24 protein-coding genes and 1 pseudogene are annotated in these 22766 nt (G+C 45.7%); 10 read left to right on the top strand and 15 right to left on the bottom strand.

Features of this window, described 5'->3' with window-relative positions:
* Positions 1-10: 10 nt before the first annotated feature.
* Genes JNUCC22_RS15275 through JNUCC22_RS15265 form a run of 3 tightly spaced genes read right to left on the bottom strand, consistent with a single transcriptional unit; the run spans position 11 to position 3640 of the window.
* Positions 11-1126, bottom strand: a complete 1116-nt coding sequence (locus JNUCC22_RS15275) for a Ger(x)C family spore germination protein (protein WP_007410061.1) — start codon at positions 1124-1126, stop codon at positions 11-13.
* Entirely contained in the window at positions 1123-2223 is a 1101-nt protein-coding gene (locus JNUCC22_RS15270) for a spore germination protein (protein WP_007410062.1), read from the bottom strand. The genes JNUCC22_RS15275 and JNUCC22_RS15270 overlap by 4 nt, the downstream gene beginning before the upstream one ends.
* Entirely contained in the window at positions 2198-3640 is a 1443-nt protein-coding gene (locus tag JNUCC22_RS15265) for a spore germination receptor protein GerAA (RefSeq protein ID WP_072589548.1), read from the bottom strand. Before JNUCC22_RS15265 ends, JNUCC22_RS15270 begins: the two co-directional genes overlap by 26 nt.
* Positions 3641-3756: 116 nt before the next feature.
* Here JNUCC22_RS15265 and JNUCC22_RS15260 point away from each other — a divergent pair, with 116 nt between their 5' ends.
* Together JNUCC22_RS15260 and fumC are read left to right on the top strand one after the other, a co-directional pair.
* The gene (locus JNUCC22_RS15260) at positions 3757-3942 is read left to right on the top strand and encodes a YvzF family protein (RefSeq protein ID WP_003151806.1); all 186 of its coding nucleotides are present in this window, start codon (positions 3757-3759) and stop codon (positions 3940-3942) included.
* Positions 3943-4009: 67 nt separating this feature from the next.
* Positions 4010-5398 carry a class II fumarate hydratase gene (fumC, locus tag JNUCC22_RS15255; RefSeq protein ID WP_046702219.1) on the top strand — a complete coding sequence of 463 codons (1389 nt, stop codon included), beginning with the start codon at positions 4010-4012 and terminating at the stop codon, positions 5396-5398.
* Positions 5399-5434: 36 nt separating this feature from the next.
* On the opposite strand, the gene JNUCC22_RS15250 is transcribed toward fumC, so the two are convergent.
* Positions 5435-6310, bottom strand: coding sequence for a TetR/AcrR family transcriptional regulator (locus JNUCC22_RS15250; RefSeq protein WP_007410065.1), 876 nt, complete (start codon positions 6308-6310; stop codon positions 5435-5437).
* Positions 6311-6488: 178 nt separating this feature from the next.
* Between JNUCC22_RS15250 and spxO the strand changes: the two genes are divergently transcribed.
* Positions 6489-6653, top strand: a complete 165-nt coding sequence (spxO, locus tag JNUCC22_RS15245; protein ID WP_003151811.1) for an anti-adapter protein SpxO — start codon at positions 6489-6491, stop codon at positions 6651-6653.
* 28 nt (positions 6654-6681) lie between these two features.
* On the opposite strand, the gene JNUCC22_RS15240 is transcribed toward spxO, so the two are convergent.
* Both JNUCC22_RS15240 and JNUCC22_RS15235 read right to left on the bottom strand, forming a co-directional pair.
* Positions 6682-8037 (bottom strand): two-component system sensor histidine kinase CssS, encoded by a 1356-nt coding sequence (locus JNUCC22_RS15240; protein WP_047936124.1) that lies wholly within the window; start codon positions 8035-8037, stop codon positions 6682-6684.
* Entirely contained in the window at positions 8034-8711 is a 678-nt protein-coding gene (locus JNUCC22_RS15235) for a two-component system response regulator CssR (RefSeq protein ID WP_007410069.1), read from the bottom strand. The genes JNUCC22_RS15240 and JNUCC22_RS15235 overlap by 4 nt, the downstream gene beginning before the upstream one ends.
* A gap of 276 nt (positions 8712-8987) precedes the next feature.
* Between JNUCC22_RS15235 and JNUCC22_RS15230 the strand changes: the two genes are divergently transcribed.
* Positions 8988-10349, top strand: a complete 1362-nt coding sequence (locus tag JNUCC22_RS15230) for a S1C family serine protease (RefSeq protein WP_007410070.1) — start codon at positions 8988-8990, stop codon at positions 10347-10349.
* 46 nt (positions 10350-10395) lie between these two features.
* Here the strand turns inward: JNUCC22_RS15230 and JNUCC22_RS15225 are convergent, their stop codons facing one another.
* Together JNUCC22_RS15225 and JNUCC22_RS15220 are read right to left on the bottom strand one after the other, a co-directional pair.
* Positions 10396-10860 carry a Dps family protein gene (locus JNUCC22_RS15225; protein WP_216061855.1) on the bottom strand — a complete coding sequence of 155 codons (465 nt, stop codon included), beginning with the start codon at positions 10858-10860 and terminating at the stop codon, positions 10396-10398.
* A gap of 88 nt (positions 10861-10948) precedes the next feature.
* Complete coding sequence (locus JNUCC22_RS15220; RefSeq protein ID WP_039063609.1) at positions 10949-11791, bottom strand: oxidoreductase; 843 nt, start codon at positions 11789-11791, stop codon at positions 10949-10951.
* A 132-nt stretch (positions 11792-11923) separates the two neighbouring features.
* On the opposite strand from JNUCC22_RS15220, the gene JNUCC22_RS15215 reads away from it, so the two are divergent.
* From JNUCC22_RS15215 to JNUCC22_RS15200, 4 genes and pseudogenes are all read left to right on the top strand, one after another.
* A complete protein-coding gene (locus JNUCC22_RS15215; RefSeq protein ID WP_039063608.1) occupies positions 11924-13705 on the top strand; it encodes a M3 family oligoendopeptidase in 1782 nt (593 codons plus the stop codon).
* Positions 13706-13823: 118 nt separating this feature from the next.
* Positions 13824-14261, top strand: a complete 438-nt coding sequence (locus tag JNUCC22_RS15210; protein WP_039063606.1) for a YusW family protein — start codon at positions 13824-13826, stop codon at positions 14259-14261.
* Between the two features lie 155 nt (positions 14262-14416).
* Positions 14417-15241: an ABC transporter ATP-binding protein gene (locus JNUCC22_RS15205; protein WP_012118397.1), complete on the top strand. Its 825-nt coding sequence runs from the start codon at positions 14417-14419 to the stop codon at positions 15239-15241.
* A gap of 2 nt (positions 15242-15243) precedes the next feature.
* Positions 15244-15511: pseudogene (locus JNUCC22_RS15200) on the top strand (YusU family protein).
* 193 nt (positions 15512-15704) lie between these two features.
* Here JNUCC22_RS15200 and JNUCC22_RS15195 read toward each other — a convergent pair.
* Both JNUCC22_RS15195 and JNUCC22_RS15190 read right to left on the bottom strand, forming a co-directional pair.
* Complete coding sequence (locus tag JNUCC22_RS15195; protein WP_216061854.1) at positions 15705-16742, bottom strand: ketopantoate reductase family protein; 1038 nt, start codon at positions 16740-16742, stop codon at positions 15705-15707.
* A 13-nt stretch (positions 16743-16755) separates the two neighbouring features.
* Complete coding sequence (locus JNUCC22_RS15190; RefSeq protein ID WP_064107673.1) at positions 16756-17502, bottom strand: acetoacetate decarboxylase; 747 nt, start codon at positions 17500-17502, stop codon at positions 16756-16758.
* Positions 17503-17625: 123 nt separating this feature from the next.
* On the opposite strand from JNUCC22_RS15190, the gene JNUCC22_RS15185 reads away from it, so the two are divergent.
* Positions 17626-18513, top strand: a complete 888-nt coding sequence (locus JNUCC22_RS15185) for a LysR family transcriptional regulator (protein ID WP_039063602.1) — start codon at positions 17626-17628, stop codon at positions 18511-18513.
* A 114-nt stretch (positions 18514-18627) separates the two neighbouring features.
* Here JNUCC22_RS15185 and JNUCC22_RS15180 read toward each other — a convergent pair whose 3' ends face one another.
* The 4 genes from JNUCC22_RS15180 to JNUCC22_RS15165 form a co-directional block, all read right to left on the bottom strand.
* Positions 18628-20223 (bottom strand): MDR family MFS transporter, encoded by a 1596-nt coding sequence (locus JNUCC22_RS15180; protein ID WP_007410079.1) that lies wholly within the window; start codon positions 20221-20223, stop codon positions 18628-18630.
* 20 nt (positions 20224-20243) lie between these two features.
* Complete coding sequence (locus tag JNUCC22_RS15175) at positions 20244-20705, bottom strand: MarR family winged helix-turn-helix transcriptional regulator (protein ID WP_015418172.1); 462 nt, start codon at positions 20703-20705, stop codon at positions 20244-20246.
* 138 nt (positions 20706-20843) lie between these two features.
* A complete protein-coding gene (locus JNUCC22_RS15170) occupies positions 20844-21176 on the bottom strand; it encodes a spore coat protein (RefSeq protein WP_003151830.1) in 333 nt (110 codons plus the stop codon).
* A gap of 11 nt (positions 21177-21187) precedes the next feature.
* On the bottom strand, positions 21188-21445 hold the full coding sequence (locus JNUCC22_RS15165) for a hypothetical protein (protein ID WP_015418171.1): 258 nt from the start codon (positions 21443-21445) through the stop codon (positions 21188-21190).
* Between the two features lie 89 nt (positions 21446-21534).
* On the opposite strand from JNUCC22_RS15165, the gene JNUCC22_RS15160 reads away from it, so the two are divergent.
* Entirely contained in the window at positions 21535-22443 is a 909-nt protein-coding gene (locus JNUCC22_RS15160; RefSeq protein WP_039063601.1) for a proline dehydrogenase family protein, read from the top strand.
* A 29-nt stretch (positions 22444-22472) separates the two neighbouring features.
* Here JNUCC22_RS15160 and JNUCC22_RS15155 read toward each other — a convergent pair whose 3' ends face one another.
* Entirely contained in the window at positions 22473-22613 is a 141-nt protein-coding gene (locus JNUCC22_RS15155) for a YuzL family protein (protein ID WP_003151836.1), read from the bottom strand.
* Positions 22614-22766 lie beyond the last annotated feature (153 nt).

Below are 22766 nucleotides of genomic sequence, written 5' to 3'. Positions count from 1 at the left end.
AGGAACGGGGTCATTGGGACATTCCCTTTGTTCCGAAATCCCTGATGGCGACTTTGACTTTGTATTCAATATCCGATTCACTGAAGTGATGATCCCAGTCAGAGGATATCTTTTTCCATTTATCGGGATAATGAATCCGGACTTGATCGCCTAACCCGGTAATATCCACTTTCAACTCATGCTGCATGTAATCAATGAATGCCATGACATCTGAATGAATGCTGCGTTTTACCGCGTTTTTGATTTCATTTATATAGGACTCCTTGAAGGAATCTTCTTTCGGGTTCCAATCCTCAGATAGACGGCCTTCAACAAACCGGGTAACGATAAACTTGAATTTTCCGTTTTTATATTGTGTTTTTACATCATATTTGCTGGAAAATACCTCGAAAGACAAATAATAATTGTCATGCTTTGCAAACGTAACGCCTCCCTTTACCGTGCCTGTGAACAGGTTCATATTCTGGACTTGTAAAGGAGTTAGATTCGCATACCAGAATTTATTTTTAATAATGGTAGCGCCCCAGATTTCCAGTCTGCTGCCCACTTTGCGAACTTGAGGAAGGGCAAAGGTCTCGCCCTTGGCGATTCTCTCGGATATTTCCCCCAAGGTCACGGGCTCCATCATCCGGATGGTGACCGCATTATTCTCCGTTAAGTCATAGATCGTATTTGACGCAGGCTCTCCCTGGTCACTGATTTTGAAAATATCTTTCGTTTTATCCGGCACCGTCATCACATTGCAGCTTCTTCTCGTACCGTTGTCCCTGATAAATTGGTTCATCAATGCGTCAAGCGGGATGTCGTCCTTTAACAGCGCCTCGGAAAACAGCATGATACGCAAGTGCTGGGAGAAAGCGGGGTGATTTTTTAATGATGCCGTTCGTAAGGCTTGATGGACGGTTTCTCCGGAAGTGGAAGTCACCTTTGTCGTGTCGCTCCCTGACGACGACTGCTGGGAACTTGCTTTTTGCGGAACCAGAATCTGCTGCGTCACTTCCACGTTTTCTTCCTCGGGTTTATCGAGCCCGACGCCGATAACGAGACTCAAATCTTCTATATTGCGGCTGTCCCAGCATCCGGCCAAAAGCAATGTGCAAAGAATGATTACGATATATTTCTTCATTGCGCTTTTTTCACCTTCCTTTTCACAGCGACGACTGCAAACATCAGTAAAGGCAGCAAAAAGAAAACCAAGAAGATATAGCCTAGAATATCACTGAACAGCATCAGCTTGTTAGCGTCTTTGGGCATCAATGATCCGAAGAATGTCGCAATGCCTACGAAAATGATGCCCTTTTTGTGCTTCAGCCCGAAAATTTTATTAAGACCCGATGTCGCGAAATATCCGTACGATACATAGGTGGCGAAAAATTGGATAATCCAGACGGCAAGCAAAAAAGACTCGAATCTTTCGATAAAAAGCCCTTTGATTTCAAATGATTGAAAAAGCGCAATCGTAGGCCAGATCATTGTTTTGACATCCTGGGTGGTTAAGGCGCCGACGACGAGCACGTAGGTAATGATGTATAAAATAATCGGGATGCCAAAGCCCATGGCCGACATACGGAACGTGTGCTTTTTATTTTTGATGTGCTCAGGGAGAAACAGCATAATCTCAATTCCTAAGAATGAAACAGAAACGACGGTCAAGGAAGCCATAACGGGAGAAAACCCCTGTCCGAGCACCGGCCGCAGGTTGTCCAGATCAAATATTTTAAAGCTGAAAGAAAACACCACCAGCAAAATAATGATCGTAATCGTTAAATAGAAAGGAAAGAGCCTGCCGAGATCGCTCATGCCGCCGATAATTAAATAAACGGAACAGGCGATAAAGATAAACAGCGTAACCGGCACAGGCGTTCTCTCCAATAAAAAGAACTTGACCATTTCCGCCATCGCCCGGGCTTCGAAGCTGGCGACTCCTATAAAATAGAGACAGATCATAAGATTGACGATATTTCCCGCCCATTTGCCGAGGCCTTCGTTCATATAATCAAACAATGATCCGTACTGATGCTTTTTCATAATGAGCGTATTGAGATAAATCAAAAAGATAAAGATGACGCCTTCCAGACATAATGCAATCCAGCCGTCCGGCGAATTCGCCCTTGATGACAGCGACCGCGGCATGGTAAGGAGTCCCGCCCCGAGCATCGTGTTGGAAATCAATGCCGTCCCTTGATAGCTTGTAAGCTTATTGAGAGTTGTTTTCTGGCTCATTTACGTTTTTCGCCTCTTTTGGTTGATTTTTAATAGGGAGACGGAGAATAGAGTCGTTTGCGTTTTTTAAGCTGAAAAATCCATTCGGCGAGAAATACGGAGAACCGAAGCTTCGCTGTCTCGATAAATGAGTGTAGATCGCCAGCATAAATAAAATCATGCCGTACAGCCCGAAAGCTGCGGCGGTAAACATCGAAATGAAACGGAGCACACGGAATGACAGACCCATCCCGTACTGCGGCACCGTAAATGAAGCAAGCGCGACAATGCTGACCACGATGACCATGATGGAGCTGACAATATTCGCTTCAACGGCCGCCTGGCCGATGACGACTCCGCCCACCAATCCGATCGTCTGGCCGAGCGGGCTGGGAAGCCTCAAGCCCGCTTCTCTCAGCAGCTCTATCGTAATTTCCATTACCATCGCTTCAATGATAGGCGGGAAGGGAACGTTTTCTCTGTTCGCCGCGATGGTGACTGCAAGCGATGTCGGCAGCAGCCCTTGCTGAAACGAAACGAGGGCGATATAAATGGACGAAAAAAACAGCGTAATAAAAATAGACGTAAACCGCAGCACCCGGATGAGCGAGGCGGAAATCCACCGTTCATAATAATCATCGGGAGACTGCATTAAAATTCCTAAAGAAGCCGGAACCACCAGCGCAAACGGCGAGTTGTCGACAAGGATGGCGACGCGGCCGTTGAACAAGGCGGAAGAGACTTTATCAGGCCGTTCCGTATTTTGTATTTGCGGAAAGGGCGAATACTTATTATCCTCAATAAGCTCCTCAAGCGTTCCGGAATCCTGGATGTCGTCCATCTTCACTTCGCTGAGGCGCTTTACAACATCGCTGACGACAGACGGGTCCGCCTTATCATCTATGTACATGACCGTGGCGTATTTTAACTTATTTTCTCCGATTGGAACCTTTTTCGTTTTCAGCTTCGGATGGTTCGTGCGCTGCCTGATCATGGCGACGTTTGTATCAGAATCTTCTATGAAGGCGATTTTCGGACCTCTTACGACCTTTTCGGATGTGGGTTCATTCACGCTTCTTTTTTCTCTTTTTCCCGTGGACAAAATGTATACGCTGTCAAGTCCGTTAATAAACACGGCGCATTTTCCCCGCAGAATGGAGATGACGGCTTCCTTCGACGTAAAGACGGGACGGGCGTCGATCTTATCAAGACGTTTCGTCACCGTATCCAGCGTCAGAGTGTCTTCCTCCCGAAGCAGCGTTTCAATCGCCTCTTTTATTTTGTCTTCGTCGTTCATTTCACTCAGATACATATAATAAAAAACAAGCCCGTTCGGAAGCATCTTTTTATTTTGAACCAGGTCATCATTCTGCTCTACGTGGGGAAGCACCAGTGCCAGATTAACGTGTATGTATTCCTTGAATTCCGATTGCGCCATCGACAGTCACCCGCCTTCCAATCCTTAATTGAGGTTATCTTTTCCTGTTAAAAAAATGATATACTATGATAAAGTATTTAATGGTACAAGTTTTTTTATGAAAGCGGAGGAGAGATGTGGCACAAGTCAGACTGGCAGGAAATGCCGAAGAAATTGAACAGCTCATCAAATCATTTGAAGCGCATTACGAAGTGGCTTACACGTCGAAAGAATACCGTAAAACAAATCCGAAGTATAAATACTCTAAGGATTCGCGCGTCTATCTTGAGCTGAAATTAAAAACGGCCAAGGCCGAAAAATAAAAAGGGTTTCATCTGTTACTGGCGAATAATACTCAGGGTGAAGCAACTGTTATGGAGGGATACATAAATGGACTACAGAATTGAAAAAGACACCATGGGAGAAGTTAAAGTTCCGGCAGATAAATTTTGGGGCGCTCAGACACAGCGCAGCAAAGAGAACTTCAAAATCGGTTCAGAAAAAATGCCTCAGCGTGTTGTGAAGGCGTTTGCAATATTGAAAAGAAGCACAGCGATCGCCAACGAACGCCTCAGCAACTTAGAGTCTGAAAAAGCACAGGCGATTGCCGCTGTATGTGACGATGTTTTAAACGGCAAATACGACGATAACTTTCCGCTCGTTGTCTGGCAGACGGGAAGCGGCACGCAAAGCAACATGAACATGAATGAAGTGGTGGCCAACCGCGCGACTGCTTTATTGAAAGAAAAAAATTCCGAGCTGAAGATTCATCCGAATGATGACGTCAACCGCAGCCAAAGCTCAAACGATACATTCCCGACGGCGATGCACGTTGCGGCGGTTCTTGCCGTATATGAGCAGCTCGTTCCGGCGCTTGATCAGCTGCGCGCGACGCTTGATGAAAAAGCGAAAGCTTATCAGGATATTGTGAAAATCGGACGCACGCATTTGCAGGACGCCACTCCGCTGACGCTCGGACAGGAAATCAGCGGCTGGGTATACATGCTTGACCGTTCGAAAGAAATGATTCTTGAGTCAACGGAAAAAATCCGCGCGCTTGCCATCGGAGGCACGGCAGTCGGCACGGGAATCAACGCCCACCCGCAGTTCGGTGAATTCGTCGCGGAAGAAATCACAAAAGTAACGGGGCAGACATTCAAAAGTTCGCCTAATAAATTCCACGCGCTCACAAGCCATGATGAAATCACTCACGTTCACGGCGCGTTAAAAGCATTGGCTGCCGACCTGATGAAGATTGCCAACGATGTCAGATGGCTGGCAAGCGGCCCGCGTTGCGGAATCGGCGAAATCGTCATTCCTGAAAATGAGCCGGGAAGCTCTATCATGCCTGGCAAAGTCAACCCGACGCAAAGTGAGGCGCTGACAATGATCGCCGCGCAAGTGATGGGAAATGACGCGACAATCGGATTTGCGGCCAGCCAAGGAAACTTCGAGCTGAATGTCTTCAAACCGGTTATTATCTATAACTTCCTGCAGACCGTGCAGCTGCTCAGTGACGGAATGAATTCCTTCCATGACAAATGCGCTGTCGGCATTGAGCCGAACCAAGAGACGATTCAGGAAAATCTCTCTAACTCATTAATGCTTGTTACGGCGCTTAACCCGCACATCGGTTATGAAAACGCCGCGAAAATCGCCAAGCTTGCCCACAAAGAAGGCCTGACGCTGAAAGAAGCGGCATTACAGCTGAACCTTCTGACAGAAGAACAATTTAATGAAATGGTGCGTCCGGAAGATATGGTGCACCCGAAAGCATAAAAAGAAAGAACGGCTGCAGTCATTGCGGCCGTTCTTCTAAATAAACTGCTGTTTCAGTAAAAATCTGAGCTGTTCTGCATCTTCAGCCAGCAGGTCGGATTCCTTCAAATTCAAAATCATTCCTTTGATGATTGCCGGTTTCGGCGACTTTTTCTTCATTTCCGCTTCCAGAATATCCAAGCTCTCGGTGAATTCAGATGCTTGCGTCTTATCCATCGTGCCGATGCGCGTGCGGAGGGTCTGCAAGATCGATTGGCTTAAAGGATCGGGCTGCCCGTTATGAAGGGGCCCAAACAGTGAGCTTGCCTCATCAAGAGAAATAAACGCTTCATCATGTCTGTCCGCCATTCCGTTTACGATGTCATCAATTCTGTGAATCACGGTATTTGCCAAAAGCGAAGGCTGTACGGACCGGCCGGTCAGAATGAGATATTCAAGATACATCTGACTGATTCCTTCTATTAAAAAACAAAGCTCGGCTGTGTATGGTTCAGCTTTTTCTCCGTAAATCGCAAGAAGACTGTCGATATGAAACTGCAGGATCGACCGGCGGATTCTCTTTCCGCACTGCGCCGCTTCTTCGGTATAAGGAAGTGAACCGTCTTTCATCTGCACGGTAATAAAATCCTGATGGGCGAGAATCGATTCGTAAAACACCGCAAGCTGTTTTTGGTAAGCGGCTCTCGGACTGTCGCCCTCCGTTTGGATCGTCGTGATTCGGGTAAACGTTTTATCATAGTAGTAATTCAGCATGGATAGAAGCAGTGCTTCTTTGGAAGGAAAGTATAGATAAAAAGCGCCTTTTGAGATTTTGCATTCATCGGCGATTTCCTGAACCGATGTAGATTTGTACCCTTTTCGGGCAAACAGTTTAATTGCTGCTTCAATGATCAGCTTTTCTTTTTCCTTCAATGGTTCCACCCTTTCGGAGCCAGGAGGCTGGCTTGTGCTGCTCTTGTATGACTATATGGTCATATTGATATTCCGTAAATTTAACCTGATTGTAACTTGTTTTTTTGTTTTGTTTTATTTATATTATAAAGTGAGCTGACCGAATGGTCAAAGTTCTGGCGAAAGGGTGAATCTGAAAATGAAAGAATTAGATGAAATGATCAGCCGCTTGCGAAACAGAGGAATTAAAGTCGAAAAGGTGAAATATCCGAAAAAGACAATTTGTGAAAAGAAATGGGTTCATCAATGCCAAAAACCGCTGAAAGCAAACTACAGAGATTTTAACGGCTATTCCTTCACATAAAAAAAAGACTGCAATGAAACACTACAGTCTACTTTGGTATGATAATTTGGTAGATTACACCCGATTGGTCATTTTCAATTGAAATTGATGCTTTATGCAGGGTTAAAATCCGTTTTACGATGCTGAGTCCTATGCCGAACTCGCCTTTCTTCCCTTTATTAAAAGGCTCGTACAAGCTGGATAGCATCTCATCCTCGATCGGAGGCCCGTCATTTTTAACCGTCATGACAATCTGCTGCTGATTTTGGCTGATCCGAATGTGAATCGCCGTTTCTGCATAGCGGATTTGATTTTCGAGAATGTTTTCAAGAAGTTTGCTCCATTGTTCCGGATCACCGGGCATCATTAATGCATCTTCTGTATCAACGGTCCACGATAATTCCTTCCGGGCCCATTTGAGCCGTTCAATGACTTCTTCCGTGACCTTCACAATGTCAAATGTCTCATGGTGCACCCGCTGCTTCATTAAATAATCAAGCTTCGTTAAATATAATAAATCCTTAATTTTCTTCTCAAGTTTTTCTGCTTCGCCTTCAATGACATCAATTGTGGTTTCCAGATCCCCCTTAGGAAAAATCCCGTCCTTTATTGATTGAGTATAGCCCCTTATCACCATGACAGGCGTTTTTAAATCATGAGAGATATTTTGCAGGAGCGTTCTTTCCGTTTCGTCTTTTTGCACCAGCTTGCTCCGCATGTCTTCAATGGTATGGCCTAATTTTCCGATTTCGTCTTTTCTGTCGACGATGACCGGATCATCCCAATCCTGTTTTGAAATCCGTTTGACATGCTTCTCTAAGGAAACGAGCGGGCGCGAGAGATATTTGGCAAGCCAAATCGCCGGAATCCAGCTTAACAAAATCACGCCGGCAATGATAAAGAGCAGCTGCTTGAACAGGGTGAATGCCAGATCATCACGATAAGAATCAAGGGCGTAAGACAGCATCATCGCATCCTGGCCGTTAATGGTGAGGCCTTTTTTAATGACGAAAAACACTTTTTCACCGCTGATGTCCGCGCTGTATCGTTTCGTGACGCTGTGCTGGCGGCCCGCGAGCTTGTACACCTTATGGATAAAGGAAGAAGAAAAGTAGTTCAAGTCTTTGTCACTGGCCGATTCCTCCCGTTCCGGCAGAAGAACGTGCTGAACGGATCGGAAAGTCGTCGGCGCGGTCGCATCCTCGCTGTAATATCCCCGCTCGATCGATCCGGGCAGCCGGTACTCCGTCAGTACATGCTGTTCATTTTCAATGGTCGTATACGTTTCATCCGTGAAAAAATTACGCAGCGTATTTGAGAACAGCACGAGAAGCAGAATCGAAATGGCTAAGAGGATGCCTGAGATGACCACCCATATTTGAAAAGCAAGCGGCTTATTTTTCATGACGTCATCATCCTGTAGCCGAATCCGTAAATGGTTTCAACCTTTAACCCGGGCATTTTTTTCCGCAGCCTCCGCACAAGATCATCGACCACCCGGTCAGTGCCGAAATAATCATGGCCCCATATTTTCAGCAGGATATCTTCTCTGGAAAAGGGGTGTCCTTTATGGTGAAGAAATAAAAGCAGCAGATCAAATTCCTTAGACGTCAAATTGACCAGGCTGCCGGTTTCATCATAAACCTCTCGGGCATCTTCGATCACATTGTAGGAAGAAACGGTGATGCCGGTTTTCTTTGCGGCGGGCTGTTCTTTATACACGAGCTCGAGCAGCTTCTGGACCCGTATAATAAGTTCTCTCGGCAAAAAAGGCTTGGCGATATAATCATTGCTTCCAAGCTCTAACCCGAGGACTCTGTCAATATCGGCATCCCGCGCGGAAATGAAAATAACCGGCACATCGGGATCTTTTTCTTTTATTTCTTTTATCAATGTATAGCCGTCCGTATCCGGAAGCATGATGTCAAGAATCCACAAGTGGGGAGACGGCTGCATCTGCTTTCTGGCATCTTCGCCTTTTGTGAAAGATGTAATGTTCCAGCCTTCATTCTCTAAATATTTTGTGAGCAGTTCATTCAGGTTATCCTCATCTTCAACTAGATAAATGGTGTATGACAAGGCATTTCACATCCTTTCAACGTCATTATACTAGTTTTAACACACTCAAGCCGCATTTTCATAATTTCACATATTCTTTTCATTTTTATCCCACAATGTTTGTTTATGATGTGTATAAGGGAAGAAAGGAAGAAAAAAAGCGGGGAAGATAACATGTTCAAACACATTTTGTTTTGGAGCTTTGCTTTTCTCCTTATTATTGGGACAATAGAACTTGTACATGCGATGAATATGTAATCGATAGAATGAAAACATGCTGAAGGAGTGTGCGTGAATATGAATGATCATCGAGATGACGGCAGAAGCCGCGATCAGTCAGATCTTTCACATACGGAACAAAACAGAAATGAACAGCAGCAGATCAGCCATCAGGAGCCCGAGCTGCTCGAAGGGCCCGTCTCGAAAGAAGCGGAAAACGAGACGGCGGCCGGTACGGAATTTGAAAAAACGGCTGCCGTGAAAAAAGAAAAAAAACGGAGAGCCGCTTGGCTGAGCCCGATTTTAGGCGGCATTATCGGCGGAGGCCTCGTGCTTGGCATTGTGCCAAACCTGCCGGGTGAGCAGCATAAGACAGAAGCCGTTTCTGATACGAAACAAGTTCAGTCTTCGAATTTTACGTCAACGCCTTTGAAAAATACCTCAAGCGTAGCGGATATGGTAGAAGATTTGGAGCCCGCGATTGTGGGAGTGTCCAACTACCAAGCTTCGCAAAGCAGCCAGTTCGGACTTGACGGCGGTTCAAGCTCTGAAACGGAAAGCGGCACGGGGTCAGGCGTCATCTTCAAAAAAGACGGCGAAAAAGCGTACATCATTACAAACAACCATGTCGTAGAAGGTGCGAACAAACTGTCGGTCACTCTTTACAATGGGAAAACCGAAACGGCAAAGCTTGTCGGAAAGGATGCCATCAGTGACTTGGCTGTATTGGAAATCAGCTCGTCCAATGTCAAAAAAGCGGCCAGCTTCGGGGATTCCTCCAAGCTCCGCATTGCCGATAAAGTGATTGCCATCGGCAACCCGCTCGGCCAGCAGTTTTCCGGCACCGTCACACAAGGTGTCATCAGCGGGCTGAACAGAACGGTAGACGCCGATACATCCCAAGGCACAGTGGAAATGAACGTGATTCAGACGGATGCGGCGATTAACCCCGGAAACAGCGGCGGCCCGTTAATCAACTCAAGCGGCCAAGTTATCGGGATCAACAGCATGAAAGTCAGTGAAAACGGCGTGGAGTCACTCGGCTTTGCCATTCCGAGCAATGATGTAGAACCGATAGTCGACCAGCTGCTTGCAAAAGGAAAAGTCGAGCGCCCATTTTTAGGTGTGCAGATGATTGACATGGCGCAAGTGCCGGAAACTTATCAGGAAAACACGCTCGGACTGTTCGGCGACCAGCTGTCTAAGGGTGTTTACGTAAAAGAAGTGCAATCCGGCTCACCGGCTGCGAAAGCGGGCATCAAATCAAATGACGTCATTGTACAATTGAACGGCAAAGATGTCGGCAGCAGCGCCGATATCAGACAGATCTTATATAACCAGCTGAAAATCGGCGATAAAACGACTGTTCAAGTTCTCAGAAACGGAAGCAAAAAGACGCTGAACGTCACATTAACAAAACAAACCGAAAGCGCAAGCTGAACGCATAAAAAAAGCTGAACCTGCAACTGAGGTTCAGCTTTTTTCGTTATTCTCCCAAGTAGGCTGACAGCATCCACACATGCTTGTCCGCTTGTTCAACTAATCCGACAAACAGGTCGGCAGTTGACGGGTCATTTTGTTCCTCGGCGATGCCGATGACAAATTTTGATTCGCGGCTGATTTGTTTATAGTCTTGAACCAGTGATTCCACCATTTCAGCAGCCGTTTTTTCCTGGCCTTCATCCGTAATGGAAGCTTGTTCAAGGTAAGTGTGCAAAGTCGCCGCAGGCTGTCCGCCGATGGCCAGAAGACGCTCTGCGATGGCATCCGCCGTTTCCGCCGCTTCGTTATACAGTTCTTCAAATTTTTCATGAAGCGTAAAGAAATGAGGGCCTTTTACGTACCAATGGAAGCGGTGCAGTTTAGAGTAAAGGATAAACCAGTTTGATAATTGTGTGTTCATTGATTTCTCAACAAGAGTTTCAGTTTTTTTCGCGTTTTGTGTATTCATATTCATCGTCCTCCCTGTGATCTGTTAATTTAATTGTACCACATATCAATTAAAAATCAATACTAAATTATAATTATTATAATTTAGTTTAAGTGAACAGCTTTTTCTTTATAATCGATTCCCAGGCGGACCACGGAAAGAGTGAGCGGAAAGCCAATGTCAGCTTAACGCCCCTGCCGATCGGATACCGCAGTTTCTTCAGCCGTTTCCTTTGTGCCAATTGATAAATCAGCTCCGCTACGTCATCAGGATCGCCGCTTTTGGATGCGTTGGCTTTGAAGTAAGCTTCGATTTGCTGATAATAGCGATAATAAGGCGAATCTTTGCCGGGTGCCGTAAGATGATTGGAGAGAGACGTCTCCCAAATAGACGTTTTATAGGAGCCCGGTTCTATTAAAGCGGCATCAATCCCTAAAGGCAGCAGTTCGAGGCGCAGACACTCTGTAAACCCTTCAACCGCGAACTTGGAAGAGACATACGGAGATAGAGCCGGGAAACCGGTCAGTCCGCTGATACTGCTGATATTGAAGATTTTCGCCCCGCCATGTTTTCGCATATAAGGCAGCACGGTTTTTGTGACGTGAATCAGACCGACTACATTCGTTTCATACTGCTGTCTGTAATGTTCCATCAGCACATCTTCAATAAATCCCCCGTACGCAGTGCCGGCGTTATTGACGAGCAGGTCAACCGGTCCGAAACCGCTGATGGTGTTCCCGAAGTCAGACACCGACTGCTCATTTGTCACATCTAAAGAAACGACCGTAACATGTTCGGATGCACCCGCTTGAGCGGCGGCCTCTTTCAGTATTTCAGCTTTCTCCGGCTGTCTGGCTGTTGCGATGACGTGATAAGACCGGGCGAGCTTCAGCGCTGTCAGCAGCCCGAATCCGCTCGTCGCGCCGGTTACAATGGCAATTTTTCTGTTCATCTTATAATCCTCCCCGTTTGTTCTTATCTCATAGTGTATAACATCTCGCGGAAAGAAGGAGAAATCGTTCGGAAATATGTCAGAATTGTTTTATAATGGAGTCAGCTTCGGATAGAAAGGGGTAAAGAAAAGATGGCATTAGAGGGATTGAAGGAAACATGGGATTTAAACTCCATTTTTGAGGGCGGGAGCCGGTCGGAAGAGTTTCAGCAATACATACAAGAGCTCAAAAATCATCTAAGCGCTTTTCAACATGCGGTTGAAGCGTTTACAGCTCCGACGCATGCGGATGAAAGCCGGGAGCTGATCAATCTGATTGATAGGTTTGAACGGTCAGCGATCATGATCAGGCAGGCGGGAGCGTTCGTCGGCTGTCTTCAGGCTCAGAACACTCATGATCAGAAAGCGAATGAATGGAGGGCGCGGATCAATCAGCTGAGCAGTGATTTTAAATCCGCTCTGGTCACCCTTGACGATACACTTGCCCGGATTGACGAGCCGGTCTGGGAGGAGCTGCTGCAAAAACCGGAACTTCAGGATCTCACATATGTTTTAAATGAAAGAAGAGACCGGGTCAAAGAGAAGCTCAGCGCTTCAGAAGAAAGGCTGATTGAAGGCCTGGCCGTTGACGGCTATCACGCATGGGGCGACCTGTATAATGCGGCTGTCGGCAGAATGAAGATTCCGTTTGAGGATAAAGAGCTGTCGGTCGGCCAAGCGGAAAATATGATGGCGCACCCGGACCGCCGCATCAGACATCAAGTGTTCAAAGAGCTTAATGAAGCGTGGAAAGGAGAAGAGGAGCTTTTCGGCAGCACGCTGAACCATCTGGCCGGCTTCCGCACGGAAATCTATAAAGCGCGGGGCTGGAAAAGCGCTTTGGAAGAGCCGCTTGCGATCAACCGGATGAAAAAAGAAACGCTGGATGTCATGTGGCAGGTCATTACCGATCATAAAAAGCCTTTTGCCGAATACCTGAATCGAAAGGCGTCTCTTTTAGGGCTTGAGCGGCTGAACTGGTATGATGTGGACGCGCCGATCGGCGAGGCTCCGAAAGAATATACATATGATGAAGCGGCCAATCTGATCGTCAGCCAATTTTCGACGTTTGGCAAAAAGCTGTCCGCATTTACGGAAAAAGCGTTCCGTGATCGGTGGATAGAAGCGGAAGACCGCAGCGGCAAACGGGTCGGCGGTTTCTGCACCAGCTTTCCCGACAGCGGAGAATCCCGGATTTTTATGACGTTTTCCGGAAGCGCTTCGAATGTATCGACGCTGGCGCATGAGCTCGGTCACGCGTTCCATCAGGAGGCCATGCTTCAAGTGCGGCAGCTGAACAGAGCCTACGCCATGAATGTGGCTGAAACAGCCTCGACCTTTGCGGAAATGATCGTCGCCGACGCCGCTTTGAAACAAGCGGCGACAAAGGATGAAAAGGTGTTCTTGCTTGAAGATAAAATTCAAAGAAGCGTAGCCATGTTTATGAATATTCATGCGAGATTTTTATTTGAAACGCGTTTTTATGAAGAGCGGAAGCAGGGCGTCGTTCCGGCTGAGAAACTGAATGAACTGATGGAAGCGGCGCAGAAAGAAGCGTTTTGCGATTCATTAGGGGAATACCACCCTCATTTCTGGGCGTCAAAACTGCATTTTCATATTACGGGAGTGCCGTTTTACAACTTTCCGTATACGTTCGGTTATTTATTTTCGCTTGGAATATATGCAAGAGCTCTTCGGGAAAAAGCGGATTTTGAAGAAAAATATATCGCGCTTTTGTGTGACACGGCTTCGATGACTGTTGAGGATTTGGCGATGAAGCACCTTGGAGCGGATCTGACGGAACGGTCGTTTTGGGAAGACGCGGTCCGCCTTGCCGTACAGGATGTGCAGGAATTTTTAGAGCTGACTGAATGATAATCTTGAGATGAACCGGCCGGAGTGTTACCGCTCCGGTTCTTTTTTGTTTAATGAATGACAGCCGCCTCCCTTGGAAATACCTAAAAACGATCGGAATGGAATGGGAGTGAATCGCATGAAATGGATCAGAACGGCGGGCGTTTTATGTCTTACGCTGATGCTGATTGCCGGCTGCCGATTGAATGAAGAAAAACGGGAAGCGGAACAAGACAGCACACCCGTATCATCCGCGAAGCCGGTTCCTTACAGCAGCTTTTCCCTTCGCGTCAGCTACGGAGCCGGAGAGCATAACCGCTATGAAGGTTTGTATGAAAGTAAAGGCGGTCTTGAAAAGGCTGACATCCGGGACAAGCTCTCAGGGGTTCACAGAGAGGGCGAGGAAGCGCTTGATGAAATGAAGATGATCCTTGGAGAACTTGCCGTAAACAGCCGGATGCAGGAAAGCGAGGTCGTCCGGCAGGTGCTCTCGGCTTTTAATTTGGACAGCCGCTATGACCATTTTTATCTGAAACTGAAAAAGAACGACGGAGAAATGACGGAAATAAAAAAATAACCGCCGCCCGCTGCTTTTTTGCCCAAAACTAATTGATAATGATATTCAGAGTCATTAATTTCTGTTACAATATAATCATGATCTCACGTTGAATGTTTAGGCAATTTGTTTATATACATAGTGTTGGGAAACTCAAAAAAGGAGCGGTTAGCGGTATGAGTGCAATTTCTACAGAGACGCTGAGCTTAGGGTACGGAGAAACTGTTATCATTGACGAATTGGATGTCGCGATTCCAAAAGGCGAAATCACTGTATTGATCGGAAGCAACGGCTGCGGAAAATCGACGCTTTTACGTTCATTGGCCCGGCTGATGAAACCGAGGGGCGGTTCTGTGCTTTTAGAAGGAAAAGCCATCGCTAAGCTTCCGACGAAGGAAGTGGCAAGAGAGCTCGCTATATTGCCGCAGAGTCCGTCAGCTCCCGAAGGCCTGACGGTGCATCAGCTTGTGAAGCAGGGAAGATACCCTTATCAAAGCTGGCTGAAGCAATGGTCCAAAGAGGACGAAGACGCAGTGGCAAAAGCGCTTAAAGCGACGAAGCTTGAGGAAATGGCCGACCGTCCGGTGGATTCCTTGTCAGGCGGACAGCGCCAGCGCGCATGGATTGCGATGACACTCGCTCAGGATACGGATATCATTCTGCTTGACGAGCCGACAACTTATCTCGACATGACGCATCAAATTGAAATTCTTGATTTGCTGTTTGAATTAAATGAAAAAGAAAAACGCACAATCGTCATGGTGCTGCACGACCTCAATCTGGCATGCCGTTATGCCCATTATCTGGTCGCCATTAAGGATAAACAGATTTACGCAGAGGGCCGTCCCGAAGAAGTCATCACTTGCGAGCTTGTACAGCAGGTCTTTGCGATGAACTGCCAGGTAACGCAAGACCCGCTGTTCGGCACGCCGCTTTGCATTCCGCACGGACGCGGCAGATGTATCGTGCAGGAAGCGGCCCTCACCGCCCGATTGTCATAATCATGAAAAAGGGAAGGGAACGGTATGGAAGAGAAACTGCAGCAGCAGCTGGACGGCCTGCTTGAGAAATACACGGAACTATTGCTTGGCGAAACAAACCCGGATGTAAAGGAAGAAGTCAGGCAGTGGATTTTGTATACACATATCGCAAAAAGCATGCCTCCGCTCGTGAAACATTGGAATCAATCCTACCCGGACGCCAAAGAGGGCATCAAAGCTGCGATACAGCATATTAAACAGCTCAATGAAGCACACAGAAAAAAACAATAAAAAAGCTTTCGGCATCAAAGAGAGGTGCCGGAAGCTTTTTTTGCTGAAAAGGAATCAATAAGAGCTTCGTTCAATTCATAGGCGAAGAACTTTAATATAACTAATGCACCCGTTTGTTTACGTATATTTCTTCCGCTTGCTGAACCAAGAAAAAAGGACCGCCGCAGCAATCCCTTTCTCTCTTTCCTATATATCACATTTCCTTTCGGATACGTAATAACTCTTCAAATGCTTTTATATTTGTATCAAAATTGGGAACTGTTAGAGATTCTTCGGCACATTTGACTTGTGCTACAACCAAATCATGAAAAGGTGTTGAAATGCCAGTACCTTCTGCCATTTTGGGAATAACTCCATTAATATAATCAATTTCAGTTTTGCGTTTTTTCTCAAGATCCTGAAGCATACTTGCTCTTAGCAGCCTAGATGGTTCCATGGCTGACCTAAATGTTTTGATACGTTCAGGAATATCATTTTCGCTTCTTAATTCCAAAGATTCTAAATCAAGGCCGCCCATTTTCGCAAATTTGACACCATTGGCGTGTCCAACCTTAATCGTCTCATCTGCGATATGGACTGCGCTGACAATGCCGATTTCATGGTCAAGAATGTCTCCGTATTCTCCGTTTAATGCAGCCGATAAACCACTGAATGCATTATTGATAAGTAATTTTGACCACTTCGTTCCAACTAAATTATCGGAAATATGTGTTCCGCCGATAAGGTCTAAAACCGATTTAATACGCTGGATTCTTTCTGTTGTTTCACCATGTAATTCTCCAATTTGAAAAGCGTACTCTTTAAATTGAGTATACTCAGTTGTAAGTCTGGATACGCCCGGTTCAATAAACGTAGCACCAAATTCAACAGAACCTGCAATAACACGTTCATCACCAACGATCGAAGCAACTTTCTGTTCAGGTATACCGTTTTGCAAGGAACATACTACACTGTCATCCTTTAAAGGCAGTAACTCTTTAAGGATGGAGTCATTATATAATTGTTTCGTCAGGAGTAATATGAAATCATACTTGCCTGATTTGTTTTCAGGGGTGATGGCTTTCACCTTTGCTTGAAATTCCGTTGTACCAACTACTTTAGCACCTATTTGATTTAGAGTATCTACATGTTCTTTGTATGAATCAATCAATTCGACATCCATTCCGCCAGCAGACAGATATGCCCCAACTATGGTTCCTAAAGAACCTGCTCCTAAAATTGCAATTCTCATTGTAAACGTCTCCTTATTTTTCCTCTAAGTAGTTATAAACCGGCTGTGCTGCATTTAAGGTTAAATCTGTAAGGATATGAGATGCTGAAACGACTTCTAATACAGGCAAATCTGCAAGCGGTGCCAGAGCATGTTCAAATAATTGAAGCCGCGCCGGTCCAGTCCAGGCACCTTTAACTTCTATATTCGTTATTTGCGTACGCACCAAATCACAAACCCTTAAATCACCATTGTAATCAGTGGCAATCTTAACCATAAAATTAGGTCGGCAAATTTCCCTTTTCGCTTTTTCCTTATCCATTTCGAAATGTTTATATCCCATAGTCGCAGTTGCCACACGAAGACTGCCATAATCTAATGTGCCAACAAGAGTATCAGAGTCTATATACAGCTTAGGGGCGCCCAATTTTTTTGGATATGCAGTAAGTTCCCGTCCGCTTGCAATAGCCGGGAAATTGTCTACATACATAGAATGTACATAATCTCCTTCTTCACCATTAAAGCTGACAGGGATGACTTGTCCTGCCTCTGTATAGGCACCAAGTCCGGAAACATCGGGCATCCGCATCACTTCGAATTTCACTAAAGGTTCAGTAATTTCAAGAGGTTCCGGCACTGCCGCACGTAAAGCTTTTTCATCCGTTCGGTAAATAATATTTAAATATTCACGGTTAACAAATTTATAATTTGGGATAGGATAAGCAGGAGCCGTTAGTGGCGTATTTAAATTTTTTGCTATATCTTTCACATCAATTTTCATTGCATGACACCCTTTCCTTTTCTTTAATTATGCTATTATCTTACATCCGCATTTACATTTAATCTAATACATAATAATGTATATATATATATTTATTGAAATAAATAAGGGGGATGCAGACAGATGGAATTGCTGCAGCTAAAATACTTTCAGACAGTTGCCTATACTGAGCATATTTCTAAAGCAGCAGAACAATTAAAGATTGCCCAGCCTTCTTTAAGTCTTACTATAAAAAGACTTGAGAATGAACTGGGGACAGCTTTGTTTGAGAGAAAAGGCAGAAATATTAAGCTGAGTTCATCAGGGAAAATTCTTTTAAAACATGTAAACAGGATTTTTACTGAGATTGAAAATGCACAAACGGAAATTCAATTGGAGGAACATCAAATTTCTGACACCATCAGAATATCTATTTCTAATCCGAGATTCCTTGCAGGACTGATGAGTGAATATATCAACCGCTCCCCTCAATCAAAAATTCTCCAAGCCATCGGAGTTAAAAGAGGGATCCTAACAAGTTTAAAAAAAGGGGACATTGATTTAGGAATAACAGGTCATCCGATTCAAGATGAAGAGATAGAGAGTTGTGTGCTGGTAAATGAAGATATTGTTCTGGCTTTGCCCTCAAACCACCGATTTACGGGTAAAACCGAAATTTCTTTACGTCTTGTCGCTGATGAACCATTTATTACCCTTGCTAATAATGAAGAGTATAGCGGTTTTACAGCCTCGCTTTGTGAAAAAGCCGGTTTCACCCCAAATATTGCATTTGAGGCGGATTCTCATTTACTGGCCGAGATTATAAAGCTGGATCAGGGGGTGGCGTTGCTTCCTATTTCAGTTTGCAGAACATTGGGGCTGAATTTTATAAAAGTGACTGATCACTCTGCTTCATATCCAGTCGGCTTATCTTGGATGAGACATAAGCTATTATCTTCTTCGGTAAGAAATTTTCGTGACTTTATTATGTCGTACTATAAAGATAACTATGAAATGTTTAAAGTTTATTAAAGAATTCCATCACTATTTTTTTGAATTTTCACCCCCCATTTCCAATGAGGCGGAAGACTGGTCATTCCCAGAAGATATAAAAAAATCCCGCGGCATCCGCGGGATTTTTCTTTGTTAAACGGCTTTCGCCTTTTCTTCTTGTTTGCCTGTCTTTTTATTTGTCAGCTTAATTGATTTAACAAACAGCGTGAGGATCAATCCGGCAGCGATAAAGGCCAGGCCTGTGAAAAACACGCTGTGAAGCGAATCCATCAGTGACGTTTTCAAAACCGGCACGATATGGGAAGAAAATGCGGCCGGAATCTGCTTAATCGATTCCTGGCTGAACAGGGATTGAAGCAGCCCTTCAGGATTCTTGTCAATCATACCTTTAAACTGGGCGGCAAAGGCACTTGCCTGTTTCGGGAGTGAGTCTAAGTAAGGCACCAGTCTGTCGGTTAAAAGGCTTCCTGATCTGGCATTCATGACAGCGCCGAGCACCGTAATACCGAACGTTCCCCCGATCATCCGGAAAAATTGGCTTGAAGAGGTCACAACACCCAGCTCTTCTTTTGAAAACGTTTCTTGCAGAGCGAGCGTGAGAAGCGGCATGACGAGCCCCATTCCCAGACCGATCACGGCCATATAGCATGTAGCCGCGAGCTTGCTTGTATCCAGCTGCAAGGTCGTTAATAAGAAGAAGCCGACGGCCATGATCAGCATGCCGATCATGATTTGCGGTTTAATACCGATCTTATAAACCAGCTGGCCTCCGATAATACTTGTGATAATCATAGATACCATCATCGGCGTCATAATCGTGCCGGACGCGGTGGCGCTGACTCCGATAATTCCCTGCATAAAGAAAGGAACGAACGTAACGGCGCCGAACATGCCGATACTCATGAAAAAGCCGATCAGATTCAGTACGGTAAACGTTCTGTTTTTAAACAGGTACATCGGCAGAATCGGTTCTTTTGCTTTGATTTCAGCGAAAATGAATCCGACAATCCCGGCAAGTGCAAGCGCAAAGAGACCGAGAATCTGCCAAGAGCCCCATGCGTAATCCTTTCCTCCGAAGCTGAGCGCGAGGAGGAGGCTGACGATTCCGACGATCATTGTGAAAATGCCGGCGATGTCAAAGTTAATCGGCCCGGTCTGTTTTCTGCCTTGAAGTCCTCTTGCGATAAAGATCACGGCTAAAATTCCGACAGGCAGGTTGATATAGAAAACCCATTTCCAATTTAATGAGTCAACAATCCAGCCCCCGATTTGCGGGCCGATCACGGAAGCAAGCCCGTAAATCGCTCCGAAAAGCCCTTGGAACTTGGCACGCTGTTTCCCTGTGAACAAATCCCCGATGACGATCATAGCCATCGGCATCATGACACCGCCGCCGATTCCCTGAAGTCCGCGGAAAATAATCAGTTCCGTCATGTTGCTGGCCATTCCGCACAGTGCGGAAGCTCCCATAAAAATCAATAAACCTGATACATAGACGACGCGGCGCCCCAATAAATCTGCAAGTTTCCCCGCAATCGGAACGATCGTCGTCGAAGTTAAAAGATATGCCGTGGTCAGCCACGTCATCATGCTTAATCCCCCGAGGTCACCCACGATTTTAGGAATCGCCGTTCCTACGATGGTGCCGTCAAGGGCTGAGAAAAACATGGCGATGATTAAGCCGGTTATTAATAATGTGCGTTTTGGATCTTTCTTTTCAATGCTCATGTTTCGGCAGCTCCTCTTTTCTATTCGTTTTCTTTTTGCTCAGCCGCGTATTTCTCGGCGGCTTCCGCTACTTTGCGGATGATGTTCACGGACTGAATCAGTTCATCGTCAGTCAGAACGGATAGGTTTCGCGCCAGTATCGCTTTCCGTCCTTCCACAACATCTTCGAATTTTGTTTCGCCTTTTTTGGTGAGGCTGATGTCGATGACGCGTCTGTCCTGCTGGTTATGTTTGCGGACGATAAGTCCTTTTTGTTCGAGGCGGTCGGCCATCAGCGTCACTGCGCTCGGCTTTACCTCCATGCGTTCTGCAATTTCGGAAACTTTGCAGCTCCCGTGTTTTTTCAGGCTGGCTAAAACAAATAATTGGGCAGGCGTCACCTCGTGTTTTGCCATGCTTTCCACCATTTCAGGCTGTATGTTTTGCAGCAGCGTCTGAAGAGATTTCTGGATGTCAGACACATATTGATCCGCGTTTTTCATAACTCCTCCTCATCTTGTTCCTTGAGAAAATAATTAACATTAGTTAAATATAAATAAGGATTAATGACAAGTCAATCTTTTTGTGCAAAAATAAAAAAAGGATTGATGCTTGTCGAAAACATCAAATCCTTCTTCGTTTTACTGCTGGTAGGGAGACTGCTGCTGAATGGTCTGCCGGAACTTCTGATACGATTGCTGAAGCTTTTGGGTATCGGCTGCTTCAATGGAATACCAGCCATTTTGAAACATCACATCGTATAATCTTCTTTGCGCTTTTTGTGACTCATCGAAAATCGCCTGAATATCTTGATAAAGAGACTCGTGGCTGAACTCGTGCAGGGCTGTGCAATATGAAGCCGTGATGTATTTTTCCGTCGTCAGCAGCTCATTCACCAAGTCTCTGTCATTCATTTGCGCCGTATTGGGCACGGGCGTTTGCGGATTCGTGATTTTTTGGTTTTGCTGTTCCATGTATTGTCCTCCTATTGCATATAGCCTGTTGTTGTCTGTCCGCCTTGATCGGGGTTCAAGCGGCCTAATATGTGCTGATAATGCTTCTGATGCATCCGGCCGATCTGATCAAGCTCTTGTTTTAACGTCTGATTCTGGCAGTGTTCCGCCATAAAATGCGCTTTTTTCATGGCAAGCAGATTCCAGTTCAGCATGTCCTCAAGATACAAATGGTCTTTCGTTGAGATGACGGCAGGCGGCAAGTTTCCGTGCTGCTCTTGGTTGTTCATATAAACGCCTCCTTCAATTCTGTTCTTTTTAGCTTTCTCTGCGATCGGGATTTCATACACGAATAAAAGAAAAAGGAGGGAGTTCATCCTTGCTGCAGAGCATATGTTTATTTTTGTCGAAAAATAAAATGCTTACAAAATTCGCCCAGGCTTACGGAATCCGCTTCGGCGCGGGAAGGTTCGTTGCAGGGGAAACACTCACGGAAGCTGTGAAAACGGTAAAGCGGCTGAACCAAAAAGGGCTGTCGGCTTCGATTGATTATCTAGGTGAATATGCGGGTTCAGAGAAGGATGCGAGAAGGACGGCGGAAGAATGTAAAAAAGCAATCAGGGCGATTGCCGAGAATCAACTGGATTGTGAGCTGTCGCTGAAATTAACATCCATCGGTCTGGATATTTCCGAGAAGCTCGCGGAACAGCATGTCAGAGACATATTGACGGAGGCAAAAGAACGCTGCGTGCCTGTAACGATTGATATGGAGGACTATTCAAGATGCGGCCGTACACTTGAGCTGTATAAGCGGTGCAAGCCGGATTTCCCGATGCTCGGCACCGTCATTCAGGCTTATTTGTACCGCGCAGCTGAAGACATCAGCGGTCTGATGCCATACAAGCCGAGGCTAAGGCTTGTAAAAGGCGCTTATAAAGAATCGGCGGCCGTTGCATTCCCTGATAAAAAAGCAACCGATCTTCATTTTCAGCAGCTGATTAAGCTGCAGCTTTTGAGCGGCCATGAAACGGCGGTGGCGACACATGATGATGACATCATTTCTTATACGAAAACACTCATCAGCGAACATCAGATTCCCCGGGAGCAGTTTGAATTCCAAATGCTGTACGGCATCAGAACGGAGCGCCAGAAGGAGCTTGCCGAAGAAGGATACAGGATGAGGGTGTATGTCCCGTACGGAACCGATTGGTACGGGTACCTGATGAGAAGAATTGCCGAGCGCCCGGCAAATGCGGCATTTGTGCTGAAAGGGATCTTCAAAAAATAACGGCTGCTCCAAAAAGCAGCCGCAGCATGTTATTCCATGTTGTCTTTTTTATATTGCTGATTTTGGCTCGTCCGTTTGCCGCCGCCGTATTTTTGTTTCGGTCCCGCATTTCCTTTCATGCTGGCCGCGCTCACTGCGGCAGAAGACGGATCTTTTCTCCCTCGCACCATTCCCTTCACCTCCGGGTTTAAGTTTCCCGCCCGCGCCATGGAACATGCGGAAGCAGAAAAATTTAAAAAAATTCCATATTTGCTATTGAAGTCATCCTGAAAATCTTTTAAGATGAAAGAAGAAAAGGGTTTCATTTTTTTTGCCGAAAAAAT

The sequence above is a fragment of the Bacillus sp. JNUCC-22 genome (assembly GCF_018861275.1).
In the GTDB taxonomy this organism is placed as follows: Bacteria; Bacillota; Bacilli; order Bacillales; family Bacillaceae; genus Bacillus; species Bacillus velezensis.
Note: the sequence above shows the minus strand (reverse complement) of the source record. Positions and strands in the feature narration are given on the sequence as shown.

Bases quoted from the DNA above. Each gene is read 5' to 3' on its own strand.
- JNUCC22_RS15175 (WP_015418172.1), bottom strand. From the start codon at position 20,705: ATGAAAAACGCGGATCAATATGTGTCTGACATCCAGAAATCTCTTCAG.
- JNUCC22_RS15220 (WP_039063609.1), bottom strand. From the start codon at position 11,791: ATGAACAGAAAAATTGCCATTGTAACCGGCGCGACGAGCGGATTCGGG.
- JNUCC22_RS15215 (WP_039063608.1), top strand. From the start codon at position 11,924: ATGGCATTAGAGGGATTGAAGGAAACATGGGATTTAAACTCCATTTTT.
- JNUCC22_RS15155 (WP_003151836.1), bottom strand. From the start codon at position 22,613: ATGGTGCGAGGGAGAAAAGATCCGTCTTCTGCCGCAGTGAGCGCGGCC.
- fumC (WP_046702219.1), top strand. From the start codon at position 4,010: ATGGACTACAGAATTGAAAAAGACACCATGGGAGAAGTTAAAGTTCCG.
- JNUCC22_RS15195 (WP_216061854.1), bottom strand. From the start codon at position 16,742: ATGAGAATTGCAATTTTAGGAGCAGGTTCTTTAGGAACCATAGTTGGG.
- JNUCC22_RS15185 (WP_039063602.1), top strand. From the start codon at position 17,626: ATGGAATTGCTGCAGCTAAAATACTTTCAGACAGTTGCCTATACTGAG.
- JNUCC22_RS15265 (WP_072589548.1), bottom strand. From the start codon at position 3,640: ATGGCGCAATCGGAATTCAAGGAATACATACACGTTAATCTGGCACTG.
- JNUCC22_RS15210 (WP_039063606.1), top strand. From the start codon at position 13,824: ATGAAATGGATCAGAACGGCGGGCGTTTTATGTCTTACGCTGATGCTG.
- JNUCC22_RS15275 (WP_007410061.1), bottom strand. From the start codon at position 1,126: ATGAAGAAATATATCGTAATCATTCTTTGCACATTGCTTTTGGCCGGA.
- JNUCC22_RS15240 (WP_047936124.1), bottom strand. From the start codon at position 8,037: ATGAAAAATAAGCCGCTTGCTTTTCAAATATGGGTGGTCATCTCAGGC.
- JNUCC22_RS15270 (WP_007410062.1), bottom strand. From the start codon at position 2,223: ATGAGCCAGAAAACAACTCTCAATAAGCTTACAAGCTATCAAGGGACG.
- JNUCC22_RS15205 (WP_012118397.1), top strand. From the start codon at position 14,417: ATGAGTGCAATTTCTACAGAGACGCTGAGCTTAGGGTACGGAGAAACT.
- JNUCC22_RS15230 (WP_007410070.1), top strand. From the start codon at position 8,988: ATGAATGATCATCGAGATGACGGCAGAAGCCGCGATCAGTCAGATCTT.
- JNUCC22_RS15190 (WP_064107673.1), bottom strand. From the start codon at position 17,502: ATGAAAATTGATGTGAAAGATATAGCAAAAAATTTAAATACGCCACTA.
- JNUCC22_RS15165 (WP_015418171.1), bottom strand. From the start codon at position 21,445: ATGAACAACCAAGAGCAGCACGGAAACTTGCCGCCTGCCGTCATCTCA.
- JNUCC22_RS15170 (WP_003151830.1), bottom strand. From the start codon at position 21,176: ATGGAACAGCAAAACCAAAAAATCACGAATCCGCAAACGCCCGTGCCC.
- spxO (WP_003151811.1), top strand. From the start codon at position 6,489: ATGAAAGAATTAGATGAAATGATCAGCCGCTTGCGAAACAGAGGAATT.
- JNUCC22_RS15225 (WP_216061855.1), bottom strand. From the start codon at position 10,860: ATGAATACACAAAACGCGAAAAAAACTGAAACTCTTGTTGAGAAATCA.
- JNUCC22_RS15180 (WP_007410079.1), bottom strand. From the start codon at position 20,223: ATGAGCATTGAAAAGAAAGATCCAAAACGCACATTATTAATAACCGGC.